The sequence below is a fragment of the Acidovorax sp. LjRoot129 genome (assembly GCF_964253765.1).
Classification (GTDB): Bacteria; Pseudomonadota; Gammaproteobacteria; order Burkholderiales; family Burkholderiaceae_C; genus Acidovorax.
Genome location: NZ_CAXUSE020000001.1, coordinates 3377524 through 3401840 on the forward strand (window position 1 = coordinate 3377524; position 24317 = coordinate 3401840).

A 24317-nucleotide genomic window follows, 5' to 3' on the forward strand; every position below is an offset into this window, starting at 1 on the left:
AGCAACGTCGGAAGGCAAAGGCAGCATGAGGTAAGCAAACGCGGCAAGTCCAGAATCACCGCAGTATTTAACGCTCAGATGACAATGATGTGACAGGTTTTGTGACAGAAACCTGAGCCGTCACACCACCTGAGCGCGCAGGGACAAGATATTGCTCGAACAGGCGTGATGCATGCGCCCAGGTGAAATCCAGCGCCCGTGAACGCGCCTCACAGCGCGGCACAGCCAACGCCTGCTGGCTCGCGAGGAGCAGGTTGTCGTGCAGCACGCCGCCTTGGGGCGACTGGCCGGTGTGAGCCCCAAGGACTTCCATGGGCCCCTCGACTGGAAACGCAGCAACCGGTGTGCCACAGGCCATCGCCTCCAGCATCACCAAACCGAATGTTTCGGACCGGCTCGGGAACACGAACACATCCGCCGCCGCGTAGACCTGCGCCAATGCAGCGCGGTCAAGAATGCCCAGCCAGCGCACCTGCGGGTAGCGCGCCTTTAATCGCGCCTCCAGGGGCCCTACCCCGCACACGACCTTGGTGCCTGGCATGTCCATCTGCAAGAACGCCTCGATGTTCTTCTCATAAGACACGCGCCCGACGTACAGCGCGACAGGATGGGCCAGCGTCCCCGTGAGAGGGCTTTGCGTGACCTCGCCATGGAACGGAAAGGCCTGCGTGTCCACACCATGCGTCCACAGCCGCAGGTTGCAGAAACCCCGCGCTGCCAGCATCTGCAGAACGCCTTGCGTCGGCACCATGACGCCAGAGGATGGATGGTGGAAATGCCGGAACAGCGCGTAGCCCCACGTGAGGGGGACGCGCACTGCGGCGTTCAGAATCTCAGGAAATCGCGTGTGGAATGCTGTGGTGAAAGCGAGGCCCTTGCGCAAGCAGTAGCTGCGTCCAGCCCAGCCGATCGGCCCCTCGGTGGCGAGGTGAATGGCGTCGGGCTTCATTTCATCGAGCAACTCAGCCACTTTTTTCGCCGGGCGAACTGCCAGCTCGATGCCGGCGTAACCGGGGCAAGGCCGCGTGGCGAACTGGCCGGGCTGCACGACCTGCACCTCGTGCCCGAGGGCTTCAAGCTCGCGCACCAGTTCCAGCAGCGTGGTGACAACACCATTGACCTGGGGCTGCCAGGCATCAGTCAGCAGCGCGATCCTCATGCCACCACCTCTGCCGCGATGCGAGAGGCCGTTCCGGAACCCGCTGACGGATGCCATTGAAGCAGCTCCAGTTGGCCGTCCAGGTGCTCGACCAAAGCTGTGCGGCTCTCCACCCAGTCACCGTCGTTGCAATAAAGCGTGCCGCCTATCTCCCGCATCTCCGCGCGGTGGATGTGTCCGCAAACCACACCGTCGTGGCCCCGGCGCCGGGCCTCGGCCGCCACCGCCACTTCGAAGTCGGTCACGTAATTGAGCGCTGTTTTTACCTTGCCTTTCAAGTAGGCCGACAGTGACCAGTACGGCAGCCCCATGCGCGCCCGCAAGGTGTTGAGATGGCGATTGAGCTTGAGCGTGAACTCATAGAGGTTGTCACCCAGGTACGCCAGCCACTTGGCGCACTGGATCACGCCGTCAAAATGATCGCCGTGTGTCACCCACAGGTGGCGCCCGTCGGCCGTGGTGTGCACGGTGTCAGACGCCACCTCGATACCTCCGAAGGAATGCCCAACGAACGCGCGGGCGAACTCGTCATGGTTGCCCGGCACAAACACCACACGGCACCCCTTGCGCGCGCGCCTCAGCAGCTTTTGCACCACGTCGTTGTGGGCCTGGGGCCAGAACCAGCGGCGGCGCAGCTGCCAGCCATCGACGATGTCGCCCACCAAGTAAAGGTAGTCGCTGGGGTGGTGCTTCAGAAAATCGAGCAGGGCTTCAGCCTGGCAGCCAGGCGTTCCCAGGTGAAGGTCCGAGATGAAAACCGCGCGGTACTGGCGCTGTCCCGCTGTCGGAGCCGACGGCTGCGCCATGGTGTCCTCGGGGCCCAGGGCATCTGACATCCAGGGTCCGAGGGCATCGAACGCGGCGCGCATCAGGCCCCCAGAAAATGCTTGCGGTAGCGGGGATGCAGGTCGGCCAGCCGCATGAGCATGGGCAGGTCCGCAGTGTTGAAGTCGGGGTCCCAGGCCGGTGCGCCCAGCACCCGGGCACCCAGGCGCAAATAGCCTTTGATAAGTGCAGGAGGCTCCACAACGATCGAACCGTCGAGGTGCTCGACAGGCAACGGCAACCGTGGCAACACGTGGTATTCAATGGGTGCCAGATGCGTCTTGCGCACCTGCTGCCAGATGCTGGCTGCGGCATCGCCGCTGACCACGCCGTTGTACAGCATCGGGATGCTTGCACAGCCAATCATGGTGTCGAGTTGGTTGCGGACCATGAAGTCGGCCAGAGCACTCCACAGGGCCATGATCACGCCGCCATGGCGGTGGTCTGGGTGCACGCAGCTTCGGCCCAGCTCTACCATGCGCGGGCGCAGCGACCGCAGGCGGGTCAGGTCGAACTCGGTGTCGCTGTAGGTGCTGCCCACGCGCCGCGCCTGCGCCGGTGTGAGCACGCGGTAAGTCCCAATGACTTGCCGGCTCTGGGCGTCGCGCACCAGCAGGTGCTCGCAATAGTCGTCGAACAGGTCCACGTCATGGCCGGGGATGGGGGTCGTCAATCGAGCGCCCATCTCCGCAGCAAACACGTCGAACCGCAACCGCTGCGCCTGGCGCACCTCGTCCTGGTGCCGGGCCCAGCTCACTTCAATGGCACCGCGCGCAGGGGCCGACAGTGTTGCCACCGGGCTTTCCCCCATGCGATGAAGCGCCCGCCCGGGGACAATTTCGGGAGACATGAGTGGCGTCAGGCTGGGCAGTTCATTCATGGTGCAACATCTCCTTGTTCAGGCGGGTTCAGCTGGAGTCCCAGCCGTGGGGCGGGAACCGCTTCCCTTGCGCCGGAGTGTGGGTTTGGCGCGTGACATCGCCATGTCGACAGCGTGTCAGCGCCGTGACAACAGATCCCTGCCCAGAGCCTCCCGCGCGCAAGGCCGGGCCTGCATAATTGGCTGAGGAACCCGCACCGTGCCAGCCTCTGCTTCACCCCGCTTCCAAAGCCCTCTGAAGGGCTCGCTGGTCGTGTTTTTCCTGGCGGCCGCCTGTGCCGGCGTGGTGATCTGGGCTATTGAGCGGCAGGAGCGGGCACAGCAACAGACGCAGGTGGCCGACATGGCGGGCGACCATGCACAGGCCCTGCAGCGAGCCATCGAGCTGGCGCTATCTGCCAACAACGCCCTGGTCGCGCTGGTGCGGCAGGGCCAGGGCCAGGTGACGCAGTTCGAAGAGATCGGCACCCAGATGCTGCCGTTCTACCCTGGCATCGCCGCCATGGGGCTGTCGCCCCAAGGGGTGATCCGCCACGTGGTGCCGCGCAAGGGCAACGAAAACTCCATCGGCTTCGACCAGCTCAACGACACTCGGCAAGGGCCGGAATCTGCCCGGGCCCGGGAATCGGGGCGGCTCACCCTGGCTGGCCCGATGGAACTGGTGCAAGGCGGCCTGGGGGTCGTGGGACGCCAGCCCGTCTATCTGGACGATGCGCTCGGGCAGCGCGTCTTCTGGGGGTTCACCTACGTCACCATCCGGCTGCCTGACGTGCTGGCCGCCGCGCGCCTGCCGCAGCTCACCGTGCGCGGATACCACTACCGGCTGTGGCGCGTGCGGCCCGATACCGGCGAGCAGCAGACCATTTCATCATCGACGCCACCGCCAAGCGCAGACGCCGTGAGCCGGCCCCTGACCCTGCCCAATGGGCAATGGACGCTGAGCCTCATGCCCATCAACGGCTGGGGCGACCCAGGCGTGCTGGCCATGCGCTGTGGGCTGGGCCTGCTGTTCGCTTTGATGATGACCTATCTGGCCCGGCTGCTTTTCGAATTGAAGGCCCATGAACGCGGGCTGGCTTACCAAGTCGCCCAACGCACCTCCGAGATCCAGGCCACGCAGGAGCAACTGCACGCCACCATCGACGCAATCCCGGACCCGCTGTTCGAGCTGGACCAGGATGGCCGCTACTGCAGCGTCCACAGCCAGCGGGCCGAATTGCTGCTGGCACCGGCCGACACCTTGGTCGGGCGCAACGTGACAGAGGTGATGCCCGCCCTGGCTGCCATGTCGGTCATGGAAGTGCTGGCCGAAGCCGATGCGCAGGGCTGGTCCACAGGGCGGCAGATCATGCTGGACCTGCCCGGCGTGGGCACCACGTGGTTCGAGCTTTCGGCCGCGCGCAAGGCAGCGTCTCCCGGCGGCAAGCCGCGGTTCATCCTTTTGTCGCGCGACATCACGGAGCGCAAGCGGTCCCAGGAACAGTTGCTGCTCACCGCCCGGGTGTTCGACCAGAGCAGTGAAGCCATCGTTGTTGCCGACGCGGGACACACCATCGTGCGCATCAACCGCGCTTTCACGCGCATCACTGGCTACACCGAGGCCGAGGCCGTAGGGCAGACCGTCAGGCTGCTTACCGTGGGCGAATCGGGCCACGACTTCGATCCCGAAACCGTGTACGCGCGCCTGTCTCACGACGGCAACTGGGAGGGCGAGGCCTGGGGCCGCCGCAAGGACGGATCCACCTACCCGCAGTGGTTGTCGGTCAGCAGCGTGCGCGACGGCCGGGGCACGGTCACCCATTCGATCACGCTGTTTCGCGACATCACCCAGCAGCGGGAGGCCCAGGACCGCATTCAACGCCTGGCCCACTTCGACCCACTCACCGAGTTGCCCAACCGCGCGCTGCTGGCCGAGCGCGCGCAGCGCTATATCAAGGAAGAGCAGGCGCGTGGCGGAACGCTGGCCATGCTCTTCCTGGACCTCGACCATTTCAAGAACGTCAACGATTCGCTGGGGCACCGGGTGGGCGACATCCTGCTGGTGGCGTTGGCGCAGCGGCTGCAGTCATTGTTGCAACCGCAGGACACCGTATCGCGCCTGGGCGGCGATGAATTTCTGCTGCTGTTGCCCGCCACGTCGGCAGCCGGCGCCGCGGAAGTGGCCGGCCGGCTGCTCACTGCCGTGTCCCAGCCTTTCCAGATTGAGCCGTACGAGCTCACCACCACCTTGTCGGTGGGCATTGCGATGTACCCCGCGGATGGGGATTCGTTCGAAACCCTCTATCAGCGCGCCGACGCCGCCATGTACCGCGCCAAGCAGAACGGGCGCAACCGCTACGGTTTCTTCACTGCCGACCTGGAGGAACGCACCGCCCGCGCCCTGCTGATCGAAAACGCGCTGCGCCGCGCGCTGGAGCGCGAACAGTTCGAGCTGCACTACCAGCCCCAGGTTTCGCTGACCGACCGGCAGGTGGTCGGGGCGGAGGCCCTGCTGCGCTGGCGCCACCCCGAGCTGGGGATGGTGTCGCCGGCAGAGTTCATTCCCGTGGCCGAGAGCAGCGGCATGATCGTTGCCATTGGCGAATGGGTGCTGCGCACCGCGGTAGCCGACGCCAAGCGCTGGCTCGATCTGCAGCTCCCATTGCGGGCCATCTCGGTCAATGTGTCGGCGGTTCAATTCAGGCACCCGCAGCTGCCCGAGATGGTCACGCGGTGCCTGGAACAAGCCGGGCTGCCCGCGCGGCGGCTGGAGCTGGAACTGACCGAAGGCGCTGCGGTGGACGACCCCGCGGCCGCGCTGGCCATGATGGACCAGCTGCACGACCGCGGCGTGCGCCTGTCGATGGATGACTTCGGCACCGGGTACTCGTCCCTGAGCTACCTCAAGCGCTTCCAGATCTACAAGCTCAAGATCGACCAGTCGTTCGTGCGCGACCTCGAGGAAGACCCGAACGACCGCGCCATCGTGAGCGCCATCATCCGCATGGCGCAGGCGCTGGGCATGCAGACCACCGCCGAAGGGGTGGAGACCGAAGGGCAGATCCGTTTCCTGCAGGCCCAGGGATGTGACGAAGGCCAGGGCTACTACTTCAGCCGCCCGCTTCCGGCTGCAGCATTCGAGGCGTATTTGCGGGAGCACCTCGAGCGCTGAACACCTTCTGGCGCAGGCCTGTGCGGAGCACATTGCAACTGCTAACCATCCGACGCTCGCCAAGCCTGGACAGCAGCGCAGAGCGCGACAACCAAGCGCAAAGGGGTCGACTGCTACAATTTGCTACAAATACCCTTGAGGCCGCTTGGCCATTCGCCTGTCCGGTCTCCATGTCTGCGCCTTCCAGCTCTCCAGAATTGCAGCGTTCTGGAGCCGCTCTTGATACCCCCCTGCAGCGCGCTTTGCGCGAACAGCAAACCCTGCTCGACAGTGCGGGTGTGGGCATCGTGTTCCTGCGCCAGCGCAGTGTCGTCCGGTGCAACCAGCGCTATGCCGACATCTTTGGCTACGCGAGCGCCGAGCAGCTCGTGGGGCTCAACACCGAAGCGTTTTATCCGGACCGGGACGCCTTCCGGGAGTTGGGCCGCATGGCGTACCCGGTGCTCGCCCAGGGTCAGTCTTTTCGGGTAGAGCGCCACCTGCGCCGGCGCGACGGCGGCCTCTTCTGGGGCAGCCTCACCGGGCGGCTCATCAATCCGCACGACACCACCGAAGGCTCGATCTGGATCATCGACGACATCGATGAACACAAACGCGCCCAGGCCGCCCTGAACGCCGCGGTGAGTGAAAAGCAGCTCCTGTTCGACAGCGCCATGGTGGGCATCGTCTTTCTGCGCGACCGGCGCCTGACCCGCTGCAACCACCACTTCGAACAGATGCTGGGCTATCAGCCCGGAGAGCTTGCCGGCAGCTCGTCACGACGGTGGTATGCCAGTGACGAGGCCTGGGAAGACGTGGGCCGCCGCTGCGATCCGCTGATGGCATCGGGCCGCACCTACGAGGGTGAGATCGAGCTGTGCCGCAAGGACGGCACGGCGGTGATCTGCGAAGTGCGCAGCAAGTCGATCGACCCTTCGGACCTGTCCCAGGGCGCCATCTGGATCACGATGGACATTACCGATCGCAAGCAGGCCCAGGCGGCGCTGGCGCGAGCGCACGAGGACCTGGAGCAGCAGGTGCAGGACCGCACCCGCGAGCTGCGCGAGACGGTGGACAACCTGCACCGCGAGATCAACGACCGCAAGGCCGACCAGGAACGCATCTACTGGCTGGCGCACTACGACGCCCTGACCGGCCTGCCCAACCGCACCCTGCTGTCCGAACGTGCGCAGCAGGCGATCCGCGTGGCGCAAGAGGGCAACACACCGCTGGCCCTTATCTTCTTGGACCTGGACCACTTCAAGCACGTGAACGATTCGCTCGGCCACCGCGTGGGCGATGCGCTGTTGGTGGAGATCGCCAAGCGGCTGCGCGCCGTGGTGCGGGACAAGGACACGGTCTCGCGCCTGGGGGGCGATGAATTCATCCTGCTGCTGCCCGGCGCCAACGCTCACGGCGCGGCGCGCGTGGCCGGCAAGCTGCAGGAGGCCTCGCGCCAGCACTACCAGATCGACCACCACGAGCTCACGATGGCGCCGTCCATGGGCATTGCGCTGTTTCCGCAAGATGGCGCCGACTTCGACACGCTAACCCAGTCGGCCGACGTGGCCATGTACCGTGCCAAGCTCGACGGGCGCAACACCTTCAAGTTCTTCACGCCCGAGATGCAGGCCCAGTCCGTGCGCGCGCTGCAGCTTGAAAACGCCCTGCGCCGGGCGCTCGAGCGCGGCCAGTTCCATCTGCACTACCAGCCGCAGATGAGCCTGACCAACGGCGCGGTGCGCAGTGTGGAGGCGTTGCTGCGCTGGCAGCACCCCCTGCTGGGCAGCGTCTCGCCCGCCGAGTTCATCCCGATTGCGGAAGACACCGGGCAGATCCTGCAGATTGGCGAGTGGGTGCTGCGCACGGCGCTGGCGCAGCTCAGGGACTGGCGCACGGGCGGGTTTCCGGGGCTCACGATGGCGGTCAACCTGTCGGCCATCCAGTTCCGCGAACCGCAGTTGCCCGAGCTGGTCAGCCGCATGCTGGCCGAGTTCGATCTGTCGCCCGATGCGCTGGAGCTGGAGCTGACCGAAGGCGTGGCGGTAGACGACCCACACGCGGCAGTGGCCACCATGGACCAGCTGCATGCGCGCGGCGTGCGCATGTCAATGGACGACTTCGGCACCGGCTATTCATCGCTGAGCCAGCTCAAGCGCTTTCAGATCTTCAAGCTCAAGATCGACCAGTCGTTCGTGCGCGACCTGGGCGACGACGGCAACGACCGCGCCATTGTCAGCGCCATCATTCGCATGGCCCAGGCGCTGGGCATGCGTACCACCGCAGAGGGCGTGGAGACCGAAGGGCAGCTGGCGTTCTTGCGGGCGCAAGGCTGCGACGAAGCGCAGGGCTACCACTTCAGCATGCCGCTGGCAGCGCCGGAGCTGGAGGCCTTCATGCGGCGGCAGTTGCACTGAGCGGTGACGGTGAGTCACCTGGAAGGGCCTGCAACTTCTTGCGGCGCTGTGCGCAGCTACAGGCAACCATCATTGGCTTAAAAACAAGTAAAAATAGGCTCCAGCGCTTGATGTATAAGCACTTATAGCTATTATTTTCATAGCACCTTGCAATTGAACACAGCGGGCCAGTCCATCGCGTCGTGGCCCCAGCTAGGCCGAGCCCTGCCAAAGTCAGCGAATCGGATATGCGTACATCAGGCCCTGCTTGTTCCACAGGTTGTTGAGGCCACGTGGCAGCCCCAGCGCCGATTTGGGGCCCACGTTGCGCTCGAAAATCTCGCCGTAGTTGCCGGTCGTCTTGACCGCACGCAGCAGCCAATCGCGGTCCAGCCCCAGCAGCTTGCCGGTGTCTTCCGAGGTGCCCAGGATGCGCTGCACCACCGGGTGGGTGCTGCTGGCCTTGAGCTGGTCGGCATTGGCCTGCGTCACCCCGTATTCCTCGGCTTCAACCAGGCCGTAGATCACCCACTTGACCACCGCAAACCACTCATCATCGCCCCGCCGCACCAGGGGGCCCAGGGGCTCTTTGGAGATGAGGTCCGGCAAGATGCTGTGTATTGCGGCCCCACCCGGCACCCGGCTGCGCAAGGACGCGAGGCCCGAGGCATCGGTGGTGTACGCGATGCAGCGCCCGGCCAGGTACGCACCGGTGGCCGTGTCAATCTTCTCGAACATCACGGGCTTGATATCGAGGTCGTTCGCACGCGAGTAGTCGATCAGGTTCTTCTCGGTGGTGGTGCCCGACTGCACGCACACCGTCTGCCCCTTGAGCTGGCGGACGTTCTTGATCTTGCTCTTGGTGGGCACGATGAAGCCCTGGCCGTCGTAGTAGGTCACGGCGGTCTGGTGCAGGCCCAGCGACGCATCGCGCGTCAACGAGAACGTGGTGTTGCGCGACAGCACGTCCACCTCACCGGATTGCAACGCGGTAAATCGCTGGGGCACATCCAGGGGCACGTACTTGACCTTCTGGCCGTCGCCCAGCACAGCAGCGGCAAGGGCACGGCACACATCGACGTCCAGGCCCGACCATTTGCCGCCGGCGTCGGCGATGGCAAACCCGGCCAGCCCGGTGTTGACGCCACACACCACCTGCCCGCGCGCCTTGATGGCGTCCAGCGTCTTGCCCGCGTGGGCTGCAGGTGCCGCAAGCAGCGCGGCCAATACGGCGGCGCCCATCGCTGCGATCTGGCAAAGAAAAGTCTTCATACGGTCTTGCCTTTGAGGAAATGATTCAGGGTGCCGCGGGTGGCAGCAGCCCTGCCCCATCCAGCACCTTCTGAAGAAACTGTGCTTGCCCCATGCTGGGGTCCAAAGTGTAGGCCGCAAAACCTTCGCGCTCGTACGCGCGCAGCGCGCTGTGGTTGCCCGACAAAACCTCGAGCGTGAGCTTGCAGGCGCCGCGCTCGCGGGCCAATATTTCGACCACCTGCAGCATACGCTGGGTGATGCGGTGGCCACGCCAACCCGGCACTACCACCACGTCGTGCACGTTGACCAACGGCCTGCAGGCAAAGGTCGAAAAACCTTCCAGGCAATTGATCAAGCCCACCGGCACTTCGCCGTGGAGCGCCGATGTATCCGCGGCCCAGGCGATCACGCTGAAGGCCTGGGCCCGCTGGCGCAAGGCCTCCGGGAGTCCGCGTTTTACATCGTCGCCGAGCGGTGTGCCGCCACCGGCCACGTCCTTCGCATAGCTGTCGAGCAGATCGACCAGCGCCAGGGCTTCGCGGGCATTGCCATAGTCCACCCGGCGGACGGTGATGGCGGGGGTGGCCGAAGCCGCCGCAGAGGTGGCGGCAGCGGCGGCGGTGTTGTTGGCGTCAGGAGTGGCGGACATCACGAGTTACCAGCTGGAGGCAAAGGCATCAGCGCAGCGGATCGCAAGGTGCGCCAAAGGGCTGAAATATCGCGTGGCGCCATCAGCCGGCACGGACCGCGTCGACGAGCTTTTGTGCACACAGGCTCGCCTGCTTCGCATCGCGCGCTTCCACCATCACCCGCAGCAGCGGCTCGGTGCCGCTGGCGCGGATCAACACCCGGCCGGTGGCGCCCAGTTCCTGCTCCACCGCGCGGGTGGTTTCCTCCAGGAGGCGATTGGCCTTCCAATCCTGCCCCGGCGCCAGGCGCACGTTGAGCAGCACCTGCGGGTACAGCGTGATGTCGGCCAGCAACTGCGCCACCGTGCGCCCGCTGCGCACACAAGCCTGCAGCACCTGGAGTGCGCTCACCAAGCCATCGCCGGTGGTGTGGCGGTCCAGCGCCAGCAAATGGCCCGAGCCCTCCCCGCCCAGCAGCCATTGGTTGCGGGCCAGTTCCTCCAGCACGTAGCGGTCGCCCACCTTGGCACGCACAAACTTCACGCCACGCGCCTGCAGCGCCACCTCCACCGCCATGTTCGTCATCAGCGTGCCCACCACCCCAGGCACGTGCTCGTCGCGGCCCATGCGGTCGGCGGCCATCAGGTAAAGCAGCTCGTCGCCGTTGTAAAGGCGACCCGTGGCGTCCACCACCTGGAGCCGGTCTGCATCGCCATCGAGCGCAATGCCGTAATCGGCCCGGTTGGCGCGAACCGCACGCACCAGCGCATCGGGGTGCGTGGCGCCCACGTCGCGGTTGATGTTGAGGCCATCGGGCGAGCATCCGATCGACAGCACCTCGGCGCCCAGCTCATGGAACACCTTGGGCGCCACCTGATAGGCCGCACCGTGCGCGGCATCCACCACGATCTTGAGACCACGCAGGGTGAGGTCCTGTGGAAAAGTGCTCTTGCAGAACTCGATGTAGCGGCCCGCAGCGTCGTCCAGCCGCCGTGCCTTGCCCAAGCTGGCCGAGTCGGCCCACACGGGCGCCTCGGCCACGGCAGCCTCTACCGCTTGTTCCCAGGCGTCGGGCAGCTTGGTGCCCTGCGCGCTGAAGAATTTGATGCCGTTGTCGGGATAGGGGTTGTGGCTGGCGCTGATGACCACGCCCAGGCTGGCCCGCTGCGCGCGCGTCAAATAGGCCACCCCCGGCGTGGGCAACGGACCCAGCAGCACCACATCAACGCCCGCGGAGTTGAAGCCGGATTCCAGCGCGCTTTCGAGCATGTAGCCAGAGATCCGCGTGTCCTTGCCGATGAGCACCGTCGGGCGCTCTTCCGTGCGGCGCAGCACCCGGCCCACGGCGTGCGCCAGGCGCAAAACAAAATCTGGCGTGATCGGGGCCTGGCCCACGGTGCCGCGGATGCCATCGGTTCCAAAGTATTGGCGCGTCATGTCAGAGCGTCTCCTCGTCTATCTCTCGTTATTGGTTATTGAACGCGCCCCTCGGCGCCCCACATCCTGCGGCCCGCAGCGCCGGGTTGTCCCCGATTGGCGCCCCCACCCGCCACACTGCCTCAGCCCAAGGCCTGCTGCATCGCACCCCACACCTTCAACGCCGCCACGGTATCGCGCACGTCATGCACTCGCACCACCGACGCGCCACGTTCCACGGCCAGCACGGCAGCCGCCACACTGGGCACCATGCGCTGATCGACCTCCAGCCCGGTGACCGCACCCAGCGACGATTTGCGCGACCACCCGGCCAGCACCGGGTACCCCACATCGCACAGCCGCCGCTGCTGCGCAAGCAAGGCAAAGTTCTGCGCGACTGTTTTGCCAAAACCTATGCCGGGGTCGATGACAATCCGATCCTTTTTGACCCCCAGCGCTTGCAGATTCTGCGCTGACAGCTCTAAAAAAGATAGCACTTGCGGTAACACATCCCCTTGCATGGGCGCCGCCTGCATCGTTTGTGGATCGCGGTGCATGTGCATCAGGCAGACGCCGCAGCGCGGATGCGCAGCCACCACCTTCGCAGCGCCCGGCTGGCGCAGCGCCCAAATGTCGTTAACGATGTCGGCACCCAGGTCCAACGCCGCCTGCATCACCTCCGGCTTGTAGGTATCCACCGAGATGGGCACCCCCAGGTGAACAGCATCCCGAACGAGCGGAAGCACCCGCGCCAGCTCCTGCTCGAGCGGCACCGCCGGGCTGCCAGGCCGCGTCGATTCGCCCCCGATGTCCAGGATATCCGCGCCTTCCTTGAGCAGCTGTTCGCAGTGACGCAAGGCAGCCAGCGCAGAGCCATGGTGCCCACCGTCGGAAAACGAATCCGGAGTGACATTGACGATCCCCATGACCTGCGGGCGGGCGAGGTCGATGGCGAAGCGGGAGGTCTGCCAGATCATGAAGCGGTCGGAGGAAGGGCGAAAACGGTGCTCGGGATGCCAGGCCGGGAACGGCAAAAAGGTTAGAACCAGGCCTGAACCAGAACCGGAGCCAGAACTGCAAGAGCTGAACTAGCAACATCAGTCAGTGAACCCCGGCACCACACCACGAAAAACGGGGCACAAGGCCCCGTTTCAGCGGTTGGAAACGCCCCGCCGCCTTCAGGCAGCCGAAGGCGCGGTGTCCGTTGCCACGGCAGGGGTACCGCCGCTGGAGTTGTCGCCACCCGAGGAGGGAGGGGTCCGCGGTGTCCAGTCCTTCGGCGGACGGGGCTCCTTGCCGGCCATGATGTCATCCAGCTGTTCCGAGTCGATGGTTTCCCACTCGAGCAAGGCCTTGGCCATGGCATGCATCTTGTCGCTGTTGTCCTCGATGAGGCGGCGGGCCAGGTTGTACTGCTCGTCGATGATGCGGCGCACTTCCATGTCCACCTTTTCCATGGTCTGCTCGCTCATGGTGGTGGTCTTGGTGACCGAACGGCCCAGGAACACTTCGCCCTCGTTCTCGGCATAGACCATCGGGCCCAGAGCATCCGTCATGCCATAGCGCGTGACCATGTCGCGGGCAATGTGCGTGGCACGCTCGAAGTCGTTGCTGGCGCCGGTGGTCATCTGGTTCATGAACACTTCTTCGGCAATGCGCCCCCCAAACAGCATGCTGATCTGGTTGAGCATGTATTCGCGGTCGTAGCTGTAGCGGTCCTGCGCGGGCAGGCTCATCGTCACGCCCAGGGCACGGCCGCGAGGGATGATGGTGACCTTGTGGACCGGGTCGCACTTGGGCAGCATCTTGCCGATCAGCGCATGGCCCGACTCGTGGTAGGCCGTGTTGCGGCGCTCTTCTTCGGGCATGACCATGCTCTTGCGCTCGGGGCCCATGAGGATCTTGTCCTTGGCTTTCTCGAAATCCTGCATTTCCACGGTGCGCGCGTTGCGGCGCGCAGCCATCAGGGCAGCCTCGTTGCAGAGGTTGGCCAGGTCGGCGCCGCTCATGCCGGGCGTGCCACGGGCAATGATGCCGGGGGCCACGTCCTGGCCCACCGGGATCTTGCGCATGTGGACGTTCAGAATCTGCTCACGGCCGCGAATGTCGGGCAGCGTCACATACACCTGGCGGTCAAAACGGCCGGGGCGCAGCAAGGCAGCATCCAGGATGTCCGGGCGGTTGGTGGCAGCCACCACGATCACGCCCAGGTTGGTCTCGAAGCCGTCCATCTCGACCAGCATCTGGTTCAGGGTCTGTTCGCGTTCGTCATTGCCACCGCCCAGGCCCGCGCCACGCTGGCGGCCTACTGCGTCGATTTCATCGATGAAGATGATGCAGGGGGCGTTTTTCTTGGCGTTGTCGAACATGTCGCGCACACGGGCCGCGCCCACGCCGACGAACATTTCCACGAAGTCCGAACCCGAGATGCTGAAGAACGGCACCTTGGCTTCGCCGGCGATGGACTTGGCCAGCAGGGTCTTGCCGGTGCCGGGCGGGCCGACCAGCAGCAGGCCACGGGGAATGCGGCCACCAAGCTTCTGGAACTTCTGCGGGTCCTTGAGGAAGTCCACGACTTCCTTCACTTCTTCCTTCGCTTCGTCGCAACCCGCCACATCCGCAAAAGTGACCTGGTTGGTGTTCTCGTCGAGCATGCGCGCCTTGCTCTTGCCAAAGCTGAACGCGCCACCCTTGCCGCCGCCCTGCATCTGGCGCATGAAGTACACCCACACGCCGATCAACAGCAGCATGGGGCCCCAGCTGACCAGCAAGGTCATCAGCAAAGAGCCTTCTTCGCGGGGCTTGACGTCGAACTTGACGTTGTTGTTGATGAGGTCGCCCACCAGGCCACGGTCGAGGTAGGTGGCGGTTGTGCGGATCTTGCGGTCGTCGTTGGTGACGGCCACGATCTCAGTGCCGCCTTGGCCTTCCTGGATGGTTGCGCTCTTGATGCGGTTGCTGCGGACTTCCTCAAGGAATTCCGAGTAGCCGACGTGGCCTGCGCTGGCGCCTGCACGGGTGTCAAACTGTTTGAACACCGTGAACAACACCATGGCGATGACCAGCCACACGGCAATTTTTGAAAACCACTGATTATTCAAGCGGGGCTCCAGTTGCAGGGAACAGAAAACGGACACACTGCCGTCACGGCTTGCATGTGCGGCTCATTTTAGGTGTTTCAAGCGGGCAGGCTATCCTTATTCCCCCTTGCGGCCATGGAAACAGCGCTGGATTTGGGGCGCAATTCACGGATATTGGGCGGAAAGCAGCGGCCCTAAATGGCCTTTTTCAGCCCTCTCCCCACCAGAAACGTTTCTGACGATTTATCGCGCGACGCCTTGGGTTTGAGGGGTTTCACGACCTTGAAGGTCTGCTTGAAGAGCGTGACCAGATCGCTGTAGCCACTGCCATGAAAAAGCTTGACCACCAGGGCCCCGTCCGGTTTCAAATGGTTGCAAGCAAACTCCACGGCCAGCTCCACCAGATGCGCAATGCGGGCCGTGTCGGCGGATTCAATCCCAGAGAGGTTCGGGGCCATATCGGACACCACGACATCCACCGCCCGGCCATCCAGCGCCTGTTCCAGGCGCTCAAGCACTTCGGCCTCGCGGAAGTCGCCGTTCAAAAAGGTCACACCTTCGATGGGCTCCATCGGCAGGATGTCCAGCGCGATGATGGTCCCGTTGAGCTGCCCTGCGGCCGCGCCCGTGGGCGACATTCGGCGGCGCAGGTATTGACTCCAGGCGCCGGGGGTCGAACCCAGGTCCACCACCGTGTTGCCGGGCTTCACCAGCCCCAATTGCTCGTCAATTTCCTTGAGCTTGTAGGCCGCCCGCGCACGGTAGCCCTCTTTATGGGCCAGCTTCACGTACGTGTCGTTCACGTGGTCGTTCAGCCAGGCCTTGTTGACCTTCTTGCTCTGGGTTTTGACTTTCATACGGCCGTATTGTCTCTCGGGAGGCACACTCACCGACCACACCCGCGCCATTGGCCCCCGGGAAAATGAAGCCGCGGCACGGCAGGCCGCGGATAATACGGCCCATGCCCCAAATTCAATTGACTCCCGCCGAGCGCCGATTTCACCGCGCTGATGCCCACCACCTGGACCCCGTGGTCCTGGTTGGCGGCGATGGCCTCACCCCTGCCGTCAAAAAAGAGATCGACGCTGCCCTCAACGCCCATGGGCTCATCAAGGTCCGCGTGTTCGGCGACGACCGCGCAGCCCGCGAGCTGATGTACCAGGAGCTCGCCGCCGAGCTCAATGCGGCCCCCGTGCAGCACATCGGCAAGCTGCTGGTGCTCTGGCGTCCCATTCCGGCCAAGGAAAAGACAGCGGATGATGACCGCATGCCCGGCCCTCGCGACGTCAAGGTGCTCAAATTCAGCAAGCGCGGCGGCCAGCGCCCGGAAGTCAAGCAACTGCGCGTGCTGGGCAACCAGCGCCTGACGTCGGGTGGCCAGATCAAGCGCGCCAAGCCCAAGCAAAAATCCATCAAGAAGCGCCAGGCGGACTGATGGGGCTTGATGCAGTACCTGCAGCTTCTGCAGCACCTGCCGGCGCGGTAACGACGCGCCACATTCTCTGCATGAAGTGGGGCACGAAATACGGCCCCGAATACGTCAACCGGCTTTACGCCATGGTTCGCAGGCACCTTAGCGGGGATTTCCGCTTTGTTTGCCTGACTGACGACAGTGCAGGCATTCGCAGCGAAGTGCTCTGCTTGCCCATTCCTGCCCTCGACTTGCCTGCGGGCATTCCCGAGCGGGGGTGGACCAAACTCGCCACTTTTGCCGCCGATCTGCATGGATTGAAAGGCACGGCACTGTTCCTGGATGTAGACGTGGTCATCACCGGAAGCCTGGAGGGGTTCTTCACCCAGCCGGGCGAGTTTTTGATCATCCATGACTACAAGCGCCCCTGGCGCGTCACGGGCAACTCGTCGGTCTACCGGTTCGAACTGGGCGCGCACCCGGATGTGCTGGAACACTTCCGCATGCACTTTGCTGAGATACGGCAGGAGTTTCGCAACGAGCAGGCCTACCTTTCTGATTTCCTGCACAGGCAAGGCAAGCTGCAGTACTGGCCTGCCGAATGGTGCCCCAGCTTCAAGTACCACGGCATACCGCCCTGGCCCACCAACTATTGGCGGCCACCTGCCGTGCCGTCTGGGGCGCGGATCGTGATCTTTCATGGGGAATGCAACCCACCGGACGCGTTGGCGGGGCGGCGCAACCGCCGGTTCCGCTACATCCGGCCGGCGACCTGGGTGGCTGAGCACTGGCGGGAATGAGGGCAAGGCCCGCAGTGCAGCCCAACCGCTCTTGAAGACTCTCCGCTCGCCGGGTACTCCCGTCTCTCGGGCCTTTGCAGCAGGCGCTAGTGCAGTGTTTCACGCTTGATGGCACAAATAAAAAGGATGGATTTTTGGCTCTGGCAAGGCGCAAACCGGAGCGATACCGGGTGTATCGCGAGGATTTGCAACGCCGCCAGGGGCGAAAAGACGCCTTTTTATGTGCCAGATAGCGTGAAACACTGCACTAGCATCCCGCCGCGTTCACGCCCAGTCGCTACGGCGTTTCTGAGGCTTCCACCGGAGTGTTCGTGGCCCCTGGGCGCAAGGTGCTCCATAGCACCACCAATGCGCAGCCCCACTGCAGCAAATACATGACCGACCCCACGCTGTGCCACAGGCGCAGATCCTGGCGGGCGACGATGCGCGGCGCCACGCCAAATTGGGACAACAATGCCAGAAGCATACCGCCCAGTATGAAAACCATAGCAGCCTGTGCCCATGGATACTGCGCCAGGGCATGTTTTGGCCTTGAAACCAGCAACAGCACGATGCAGCACACCACCGCCACCCAGGTCTGCGCTGCGAACAACTTGGCAGCCATGGTGCCAGCGATGGCGGGCGACGGCAGGTGGGCAAACAGCAGGGGCACCACCAGGAAACCAATGGTGGTCAGGCTGCCCCACCACAGGGCCGCCACCAAGGCGGGAAGACGCTGGAGCATGCCCGGGCCGATCACTTGTAGCTGACGCCCACCACCTCGTAGCGACGGATGCCACCGGGTGCCTGCACTTCGGCCGTATCGCCCTCCCCCTTGCCGATCAGCGCACGGGCGATGGGGCTGGAGATGTTGATCAGACCTTGCTTGAGGTCGGCCTCGTCCTCGCCCACGATCTGGTACTTGACCGCTTCACCGGATTCCTCGTCTTCGAGCTCGACCGTGGCGCCGAACACCACCCTGCCACCGCCGTCCACAGCGCTCGGGTCAATCACTTGCGCCACCGAGAGCTTGCCCTCGATCTCCTGGATACGGCCTTCGATGAAGCCCTGGCGGTCCTTGGCGGCGTCGTAGTCGGCGTTTTCGCTCAGGTCGCCCTGGGCGCGCGCCTCGGCGATGGCAGTGATCACCGCGGGCCGTTCCACGGTCTTGAGGCGGTGCAGCTCTTCCTTGAGTTTCTCAGCGCCGCGCTTGGTAATTGGAATGGTGGCCATGTTGTTGCGTCTCCATAAGTCAAAACGGTGAAAGCGCTGGGAGCACTTCCACCGGTCAGTCACCGCATCACGCCCCGGTTGCAAGGGGGATGCAAATGGCAAGTCTACAAAAGGAAACCGCCGCACGTTGCCGCGCGGCGGTGTCTGTTCAGGCGAAGATTATGCCGCTTTTGCCAGCGGTCAGGCCGCCAGTTGGGCGTGCAGTTCCTGCACCGAGTACACGTCGAGGTTGTCCAGGTACTTCATGCCTTCCACGGCCGCTTCGGCGCCGAAGATGGTGGTGAAGGTCGTGACGCGGGCCAGCAGCGACGAGGTGCGGATGGCGCGTGAATCGGCGATCGCGTTGCGGCGCTCTTCCACGGTGTTGATCACCATCACGATCTCGTTGTTCTTGATCATGTCCACGATGTGCGGACGGCCTTCGGTCACCTTGTTGACCACCTTGACCGGCACGCCGGCCGCTTCAATCGCGGCGGCCGTGCCCTTGGTGGCCACCAGCTCGAAGCCCATGGCTGCGAGCTGGCGCGCGATGTCGACAGCGCGCGGCTTGTCGGCGTTCTTCACGGTCAGGAACACCTTGCCCGAGGTGGGCAGCTTGGTGCCCGCGCCGAGCTGGCTCTTCACGAAGGCTTCGCCGAAGGTCTTGCCCACGCCCATGACCTCGCCGGTGGACTTCATCTCGGGGCCGAGGATGGTGTCCACGCCGGGGAACTTCACGAAGGGGAACACGGCCTCCTTCACGCTGAAGTAAGGCGGCGTCACCTCCTTGGTGATGCCTTGCGAAGCCAGCGTCTGGCCGGCCATGCAGCGCGCAGCCACCTTGGCCAGCTGGATACCGGTGGCCTTGCTCACGAAGGGCACCGTGCGCGATGCGCGCGGGTTCACTTCGAGCACGTAGATCACGTCCTTGCCATCGACTTCCTGAATGGCGAACTGCACGTTCATCAGGCCCACCACGCTCAGGCCTTCGGCCATGGCGGCGGTCTGGCGCTTGATCTCGTCGATGGTGGGCTGAGACAGGTAGTACGGAGGCAGCGAGCAGGCAGAGTCGCCGCTGTGCACGCCGGCCTGCTCGATGTGCTCCATCACGCCGCCGATGAAGGTGACGCCTGCGGAGTCGCGCACGCAGTCCACGTCGCACTCGATGGCGTTGGAGAGGAAGCGGTCCAGCAGCACGGGCGAGTCGTTGCTCACCTTCACGGCTTCGCGCATGTAGCGCTCCAGGTCACGCTGCTCGTGCACGATTTCCATCGCCCGACCGCCCAGCACGTAGCTGGGGCGCACCACCAGGGGGTAACCCAGGGCGGCGGCCTTTTCCAGGGCCTCGGGTTCGGTACGCGCAGTCGCGTTAGGCGGCTGGCGCAGGCCCAGTTCGCCCAGCAGCTTCTGGAAGCGCTCGCGGTCTTCGGCCGCGTCGATCATGTCGGGGCTGGTGCCGATGATCGGCACGCCTTCAGCCTCGAGGCCCAGGGCCAGCTTCAAAGGCGTCTGGCCGCCGTACTGCACGATCACGCCGACCGGCTTTTCCTTGTCCACGATCTCCAGCACGTCTTCGAGCGTCACGGGCTCAAAGTACAGACGGTCAGAGGTGTCGTAGTCGGTGGAGACCGTCTCGGGGTTGCAGTTGACCATGATGGTCTCGTAGCCGTCTTCGCGCATCGCCAATGCCGCGTGCACACAGCAGTAGTCGAATTCGATGCCCTGGCCGATGCGGTTCGGGCCACCGCCCAGCACCATGATCTTCTTGTTGTTCGTCGGCTCAGCCTCGCACTCGTCCTCATACGTGGAATACAGGTAGGCGGTGTTGGTAGCGAACTCAGCCGCGCAGGTGTCCACGCGCTTGTACACCGGGCGCACGTTGAGCGCACGGCGCGCCTCGCGCACGGCCTTCTCGGTGGTCTTGAGCAGCTTGGCCAGGCGGCGGTCAGAAAAGCCCTTTTTCTTGAGCGAGCGCAGGGTGTCGGCATCTAAGCTGGTGAGCGCTGCATCGCCCTGGTCCACAGCCAACTGGTCCAGCTCGAGCTCAATCTTCACGATCTCTTCGATCTGCACCAGGAACCACTTGTCGATCTTGGTGAGGTCATAGACCTCATCCACCGATAAGCCCATGGCAAACGCGTCGCCCACGTACCAGATGCGCTCGGGACCGGGTTCGCCCAGTTCCTTTTCGAGCACTTCGCGGTCCTGGGTTTTTTCGTTCATGCCGTCCACGCCGACTTCCAGTCCGCGCAGGGCTTTCTGGAAGGATTCCTGGAAGGTGCGGCCCATGGCCATGACCTCGCCCACGGACTTCATCTGCGTGGTCAGGCGGCTGTCGGCCGTGGGGAATTTCTCGAACGCAAAACGGGGGATCTTGGTGACCACGTAGTCAATCGAGGGCTCGAACGATGCAGGCGTGGCGCCACCGGTGATCTCGTTCTTGAGTTCATCCAGCGTATAGCCCACGGCCAGCTTGGCGGCGACCTTGGCGATCGGGAAACCCGTGGCCTTGGACGCCAATGCCGACGAGCGCGAGACGCGCGGGTTCATCTCGATCACGACCATGCGGCCGTCCTTGGGGTTGATCGAAAACTGCACGTTGGAGCCGCCCGTGTCCACACCGATCTCGCGCAGTACCGCCAGACTGGCGTTGCGCATGATCTGGTATTCCTTGTCGGTCAGCGTCTGCGCGGGGGCCACGGTGATCGAGTCGCCGGTGTGCACGCCCATAGGGTCCAGGTTCTCGATCGAGCAGATGATGATGCAGTTGTCCGCCTTGTCGCGGACCACTTCCATCTCGTACTCTTTCCAGCCGAGCAGCGACTCTTCGATCAGAAGCTCGTTGGTGGGCGAGGCTTCGAGGCCGCGCTTGCAGATGGTCTCGAACTCCTCGGGGTTGTAGGCAATGCCGCCGCCCGTGCCACCCAGCGTGAAGCTGGGCCGGATCACCGTGGGGAATCCCAAGCTCTTTTGCACGGCCCAGGCTTCGTCCATGCTGTGGGCGATGCCCGAGCGCGCGGAGCCCAGACCAATCTTGGTCATGGCGTCCTTGAACTTCAGGCGGTCTTCGGCCTTGTCGATGGCCTCGGGCGTGGCGCCAATCAGCTCGACCTTGTACTTGTCGAGCACCCCGTTGTGCCACAGGTCCAGCGCGCAGTTGAGCGCCGTCTGGCCGCCCATGGTGGGCAGGATGGCGTGGGGGCGCTCCTTGGCGATGATCTTCTCGACCGTCTGCCAGGTGATGGGCTCGATGTAGGTGACGTCGGCCGTGGCCGGGTCGGTCATGATCGTCGCGGGGTTGCTGTTGATCAGGATGACCTTGTAGCCCTCTTCGCGCAGGGCCTTGCAGGCCTGCACGCCGGAGTAGTCGAACTCGCAGGCCTGGCCGATGATGATCGGGCCGGCGCCGATGATGAGAATGCTTTTAATGTCTGTACGTTTTGGCATGGTGCGTCGATCAGTCGATCGTAGGTTCGGCTGCCTGGGGACCAGGGGTCTGGACAGGGGTTGCGGCGTCTGCCAGCGGTCGTCGCTCGGTCAGTTTGGCCAGCAGCGCCTGGGCCCGCTCGGGGGGAAGGTTCTTCTGCATCAGTTGCAGCAGGCCATCGCCCTGGATCAGCGGGCGAAGAACTTCTTCTTCGGCGTCATAGAAGGTCACTTCCCACTCTTGCAGCAACTCTGCAAAAGCTGCGTCTTCGAGCGTCTTGCCTTTGGCCACCAGCGTGACCAGGGGCATGGCCTTGTTTTCGACAAAGGCCTTCTTGTAGGGCTTTTGAGCCCAGCGCTCGGTGAACCACTCTCGGTGCGGCGAGGGCAGCGTCAGAACACGCTTGTGGATCGCCTTCTCGAGCGTTGCCAAGGGGAAGCTGAACAATTTCATGGCGCTGCTCCTTGGGCTCAGGCTGCCTTGGCCGCGCGCATGGCGTCGGTAAAGCGGTCGAAGAGATAGGCAATGTCGTGCGGACCAGGCGATGCTTCAGGATGGCCCTGAAAACAGAAAGCCGGCTTGTCCTTGTGCGCCAGGCCCTGCAGCGTGCCGTCGAACAGGCTCACGTGCGTGGCGCGCAGACTGTCTGGCAGCGACGCCATGTCCACCGCAAAGCCGTGGTTCTGGCTGGTGATGCTCACGCGGCCGGTGTCCAGGTCCTTCACGGGGTGGTTGGCGCCGTGGTGGCTGTTCGCCATCTTGAAGGTCTTGGCGCCTGCTGCCAGGGCCATGATCTGGTGGCCCAGGCAGATGCCAAACGTCGGCACGCCGCTGTCCACGATGGTGCGCGTGGCTTTGATGGCGTAGTCGCAAGGCTCTGGATCGCCAGGGCCGTTGGACAGGAACACGCCGTCGGGCTTCATGGCCAGCACTTCGGCGGCGGGCGTTTGCGCGGGCACCACGGTGACCTTGCAGCCGCGCTGGGCCAGCATGCGCAGGATGTTCAGCTTCACGCCGTAGTCGTAGGCCACCACGTGGAACTGGGGCGACTCCAGCTTGCCGTAACCCGTGCCCAGCACCCACTCAGTCTGCGTCCACTCGTAGGAAGCCTTGGTCGACACCACCTTGGCCAGGTCCAGCCCTGCCATGTTGGGAGCTGCCTTGGCAGCAGCCAGGGCTTCGTCGATGAGCGCCTGCGTCACTGTCTGGCCTTGCGCCAGGCCCACGATGGCGCCGTTTTGCGCGCCCTTGCTGCGCAGCAGGCGGGTGAGCTTGCGGGTGTCGATGTTGGCGATGGCGACCGTGTTCTCGCGGACGAGGTACTGGGCCAAGGTTTCCGTCTGGCGGAAATTGCTGGCCAGAAGCGGCAGGTCCTTGATGATCAGGCCGGCTGCATGGACCTTGTCGGCTTCGATATCCTCGGTGCTGACGCCGTAGTTGCCGATGTGCGGATACGTGAGCGTCACGATCTGCTGGCAGTAGCTGGGGTCGGTGAGGATTTCTTGGTAGCCAGTGATGGCGGTGTTGAACACCACTTCACCGACGGTGGTGCCGGTCGCACCGATCGAGTTGCCGATAAAGACCGTGCCGTCTGCGAGCGCCAGGATGGCGGGCGGGAAATTTCCCTTGAGAGACAAAAGCACTGGGTTCTCCGGATGGTTACGGTCGCCCGGCGCCTGCAGGCCACTGGTACACGCTGTTGTACGCAAGTGCCGGTGGCTGCTCTCAGATGGGTTGTTGCTTTGGGTGCGATCGGGCGACGCTGTTGCGAGAAAAGCTCCCGATTATACCCTTGGGAGGCCCTGCCTGGGCAATGCAGGACTTGCATAACCTGTAACGTCCGCCGCGTTTTCGGTCGCGGGCTGGGGCCAGTTCGGAGTGCAAATCAGTGTCGGCCACAGGTAAACCCGCAGCGGCCTTTTCGAGGCTCATGCAGCGCGCGTAGCGCCGCTCGCATGCAGGCAGATGGCAGCTGCAGCAGCAACGTTCAGCGATTCCTCGCCGCCCGGCTGTGCGATGCGGATGCGCATGGCGGAACGCTCTTCCAGCACCGGCGACACCCCCTGCCCTTCGTGGCCCAACACCCACGCGCAAGGCCAGGGCAACGCGGCGCGGTGAAGCCATTCGCCCGTATGCGAACTGGTCACCAGCATCGGCACCTGCAGGGCCTGGAGCTGCGCATGCTCCACGCCCTCGATCAGGTCGAGCGCGAAATGCGCGCCCATACCAGCGCGCAGCACCTTGGGTGACCACAGGGCCGCGCTGCCTTTGATTGCAGCAATCTGGCGAAAGCCGAAAGCCGAGGCGCTGCGCAGGATGGACCCCACGTTGCCGGCGTCCTGCACACGGTCAAGCACCACGGTGGCCACGTCTGGCCGCAGGGCCGACGGCGCAGCCATATCCAAGATGAAGCCGATGTGCGCCGGGGATTCAAGCCCGCTGATGTCTGCAAACAGTGCGTCCGCAATTACTATGTTTTTGATAGCTGCTTGCGCCCATTCCACCTGCGCTAGCGGCCAAAAAGACTCTGAAAACACCGCCACCGCCGGGCGCTGTTGCCTCTCCAGCGCTGCGCGGCAGAGGTGATCTCCTTCCAGCCACACCCGGCCCTGCTTGCGGTAGGCAGTGCTGTCCTGAGCCAGGCGGCGCAGGTCCTTGACGAAGGTGTTGTCCCGGGAGTGGATGAGGGTGACGGAGGGTGAAGTCATCAGGGGTGAGT

General features: G+C 64.3%; 19 protein-coding genes. 4 read left to right on the forward strand and 15 right to left on the reverse strand.

What is annotated here, in order from left to right:
- Positions 1-67: 67 nt before the first annotated feature.
- Genes ACSQ3Q_RS15515 through ACSQ3Q_RS15525 form a run of 3 tightly spaced genes read right to left on the reverse strand, consistent with a single transcriptional unit; the run spans position 68 to position 2864 of the window.
- A complete protein-coding gene (locus ACSQ3Q_RS15515; protein ID WP_436135246.1) occupies positions 68-1159 on the reverse strand; it encodes a glycosyltransferase family 4 protein in 1092 nt (363 codons plus the stop codon).
- Positions 1156-2028, reverse strand: a complete 873-nt coding sequence (locus ACSQ3Q_RS15520) for a UDP-2,3-diacylglucosamine diphosphatase (protein ID WP_436135247.1) — start codon at positions 2026-2028, stop codon at positions 1156-1158. The genes ACSQ3Q_RS15515 and ACSQ3Q_RS15520 overlap by 4 nt, the downstream gene beginning before the upstream one ends.
- Positions 2028-2864 (reverse strand): GNAT family N-acetyltransferase, encoded by an 837-nt coding sequence (locus tag ACSQ3Q_RS15525; RefSeq protein WP_436135248.1) that lies wholly within the window; start codon positions 2862-2864, stop codon positions 2028-2030. The genes ACSQ3Q_RS15520 and ACSQ3Q_RS15525 overlap by 1 nt, the downstream gene beginning before the upstream one ends.
- A 199-nt stretch (positions 2865-3063) precedes the next feature.
- On the opposite strand from ACSQ3Q_RS15525, the gene ACSQ3Q_RS15530 reads away from it, so the two are divergent.
- Complete coding sequence (locus ACSQ3Q_RS15530) at positions 3064-6015, forward strand: bifunctional diguanylate cyclase/phosphodiesterase (RefSeq protein ID WP_436135249.1); 2952 nt, start codon at positions 3064-3066, stop codon at positions 6013-6015.
- Between the two features lie 170 nt (positions 6016-6185).
- Positions 6186-8411 carry an EAL domain-containing protein gene (locus ACSQ3Q_RS15535; RefSeq protein ID WP_436135250.1) on the forward strand — a complete coding sequence of 742 codons (2226 nt, stop codon included), beginning with the start codon at positions 6186-6188 and terminating at the stop codon, positions 8409-8411.
- 213 nt (positions 8412-8624) lie between these two features.
- Here the strand turns inward: ACSQ3Q_RS15535 and ACSQ3Q_RS15540 are convergent, their stop codons facing one another.
- From ACSQ3Q_RS15540 to ACSQ3Q_RS15565, 6 genes are all read right to left on the reverse strand, one after another.
- Entirely contained in the window at positions 8625-9662 is a 1038-nt protein-coding gene (locus tag ACSQ3Q_RS15540; RefSeq protein WP_436135251.1) for an amino acid ABC transporter substrate-binding protein, read from the reverse strand.
- A 25-nt stretch (positions 9663-9687) separates the two neighbouring features.
- A complete protein-coding gene (locus ACSQ3Q_RS15545) occupies positions 9688-10293 on the reverse strand; it encodes a GNAT family N-acetyltransferase (RefSeq protein WP_436135252.1) in 606 nt (201 codons plus the stop codon).
- An 82-nt stretch (positions 10294-10375) separates the two neighbouring features.
- On the reverse strand, positions 10376-11710 hold the full coding sequence (gene glmM / locus ACSQ3Q_RS15550) for a phosphoglucosamine mutase (protein ID WP_436135253.1): 1335 nt from the start codon (positions 11708-11710) through the stop codon (positions 10376-10378).
- Positions 11711-11832: 122 nt separating this feature from the next.
- The gene (folP, locus tag ACSQ3Q_RS15555; protein ID WP_436135254.1) at positions 11833-12666 is read right to left on the reverse strand and encodes a dihydropteroate synthase; all 834 of its coding nucleotides are present in this window, start codon (positions 12664-12666) and stop codon (positions 11833-11835) included.
- 201 nt (positions 12667-12867) lie between these two features.
- A complete protein-coding gene (gene ftsH / locus ACSQ3Q_RS15560; RefSeq protein ID WP_436135255.1) occupies positions 12868-14790 on the reverse strand; it encodes an ATP-dependent zinc metalloprotease FtsH in 1923 nt (640 codons plus the stop codon).
- A 173-nt stretch (positions 14791-14963) separates the two neighbouring features.
- Positions 14964-15626 carry an RlmE family RNA methyltransferase gene (locus tag ACSQ3Q_RS15565; RefSeq protein ID WP_436135256.1) on the reverse strand — a complete coding sequence of 221 codons (663 nt, stop codon included), beginning with the start codon at positions 15624-15626 and terminating at the stop codon, positions 14964-14966.
- A gap of 104 nt (positions 15627-15730) precedes the next feature.
- On the opposite strand from ACSQ3Q_RS15565, the gene ACSQ3Q_RS15570 reads away from it, so the two are divergent.
- Both ACSQ3Q_RS15570 and ACSQ3Q_RS15575 read left to right on the forward strand, forming a co-directional pair.
- A complete protein-coding gene (locus ACSQ3Q_RS15570; RefSeq protein WP_436135257.1) occupies positions 15731-16204 on the forward strand; it encodes a YhbY family RNA-binding protein in 474 nt (157 codons plus the stop codon).
- Positions 16204-16980: a glycosyltransferase gene (locus ACSQ3Q_RS15575; RefSeq protein ID WP_436135258.1), complete on the forward strand. Its 777-nt coding sequence runs from the start codon at positions 16204-16206 to the stop codon at positions 16978-16980. The genes ACSQ3Q_RS15570 and ACSQ3Q_RS15575 overlap by 1 nt, the downstream gene beginning before the upstream one ends.
- Before the next feature lie 277 nt (positions 16981-17257).
- Here ACSQ3Q_RS15575 and ACSQ3Q_RS15580 read toward each other — a convergent pair whose 3' ends face one another.
- From ACSQ3Q_RS15580 to ACSQ3Q_RS15605, 6 genes are all read right to left on the reverse strand, one after another.
- Entirely contained in the window at positions 17258-17704 is a 447-nt protein-coding gene (locus tag ACSQ3Q_RS15580) for a DUF4149 domain-containing protein (RefSeq protein ID WP_436135259.1), read from the reverse strand.
- An 11-nt stretch (positions 17705-17715) separates the two neighbouring features.
- Positions 17716-18192: a transcription elongation factor GreA gene (gene greA / locus ACSQ3Q_RS15585; protein WP_436135260.1), complete on the reverse strand. Its 477-nt coding sequence runs from the start codon at positions 18190-18192 to the stop codon at positions 17716-17718.
- 180 nt (positions 18193-18372) lie between these two features.
- Entirely contained in the window at positions 18373-21618 is a 3246-nt protein-coding gene (carB, locus tag ACSQ3Q_RS15590) for a carbamoyl-phosphate synthase large subunit (RefSeq protein ID WP_436135261.1), read from the reverse strand.
- Between the two features lie 10 nt (positions 21619-21628).
- Positions 21629-22051, reverse strand: a complete 423-nt coding sequence (locus ACSQ3Q_RS15595) for a hypothetical protein (protein WP_436135262.1) — start codon at positions 22049-22051, stop codon at positions 21629-21631.
- Positions 22052-22068: 17 nt separating this feature from the next.
- Positions 22069-23241, reverse strand: coding sequence for a glutamine-hydrolyzing carbamoyl-phosphate synthase small subunit (gene carA / locus ACSQ3Q_RS15600; protein WP_436135263.1), 1173 nt, complete (start codon positions 23239-23241; stop codon positions 22069-22071).
- Between the two features lie 285 nt (positions 23242-23526).
- Positions 23527-24306, reverse strand: coding sequence for a TrmH family RNA methyltransferase (locus ACSQ3Q_RS15605; RefSeq protein ID WP_436135264.1), 780 nt, complete (start codon positions 24304-24306; stop codon positions 23527-23529).
- Positions 24307-24317 lie beyond the last annotated feature (11 nt).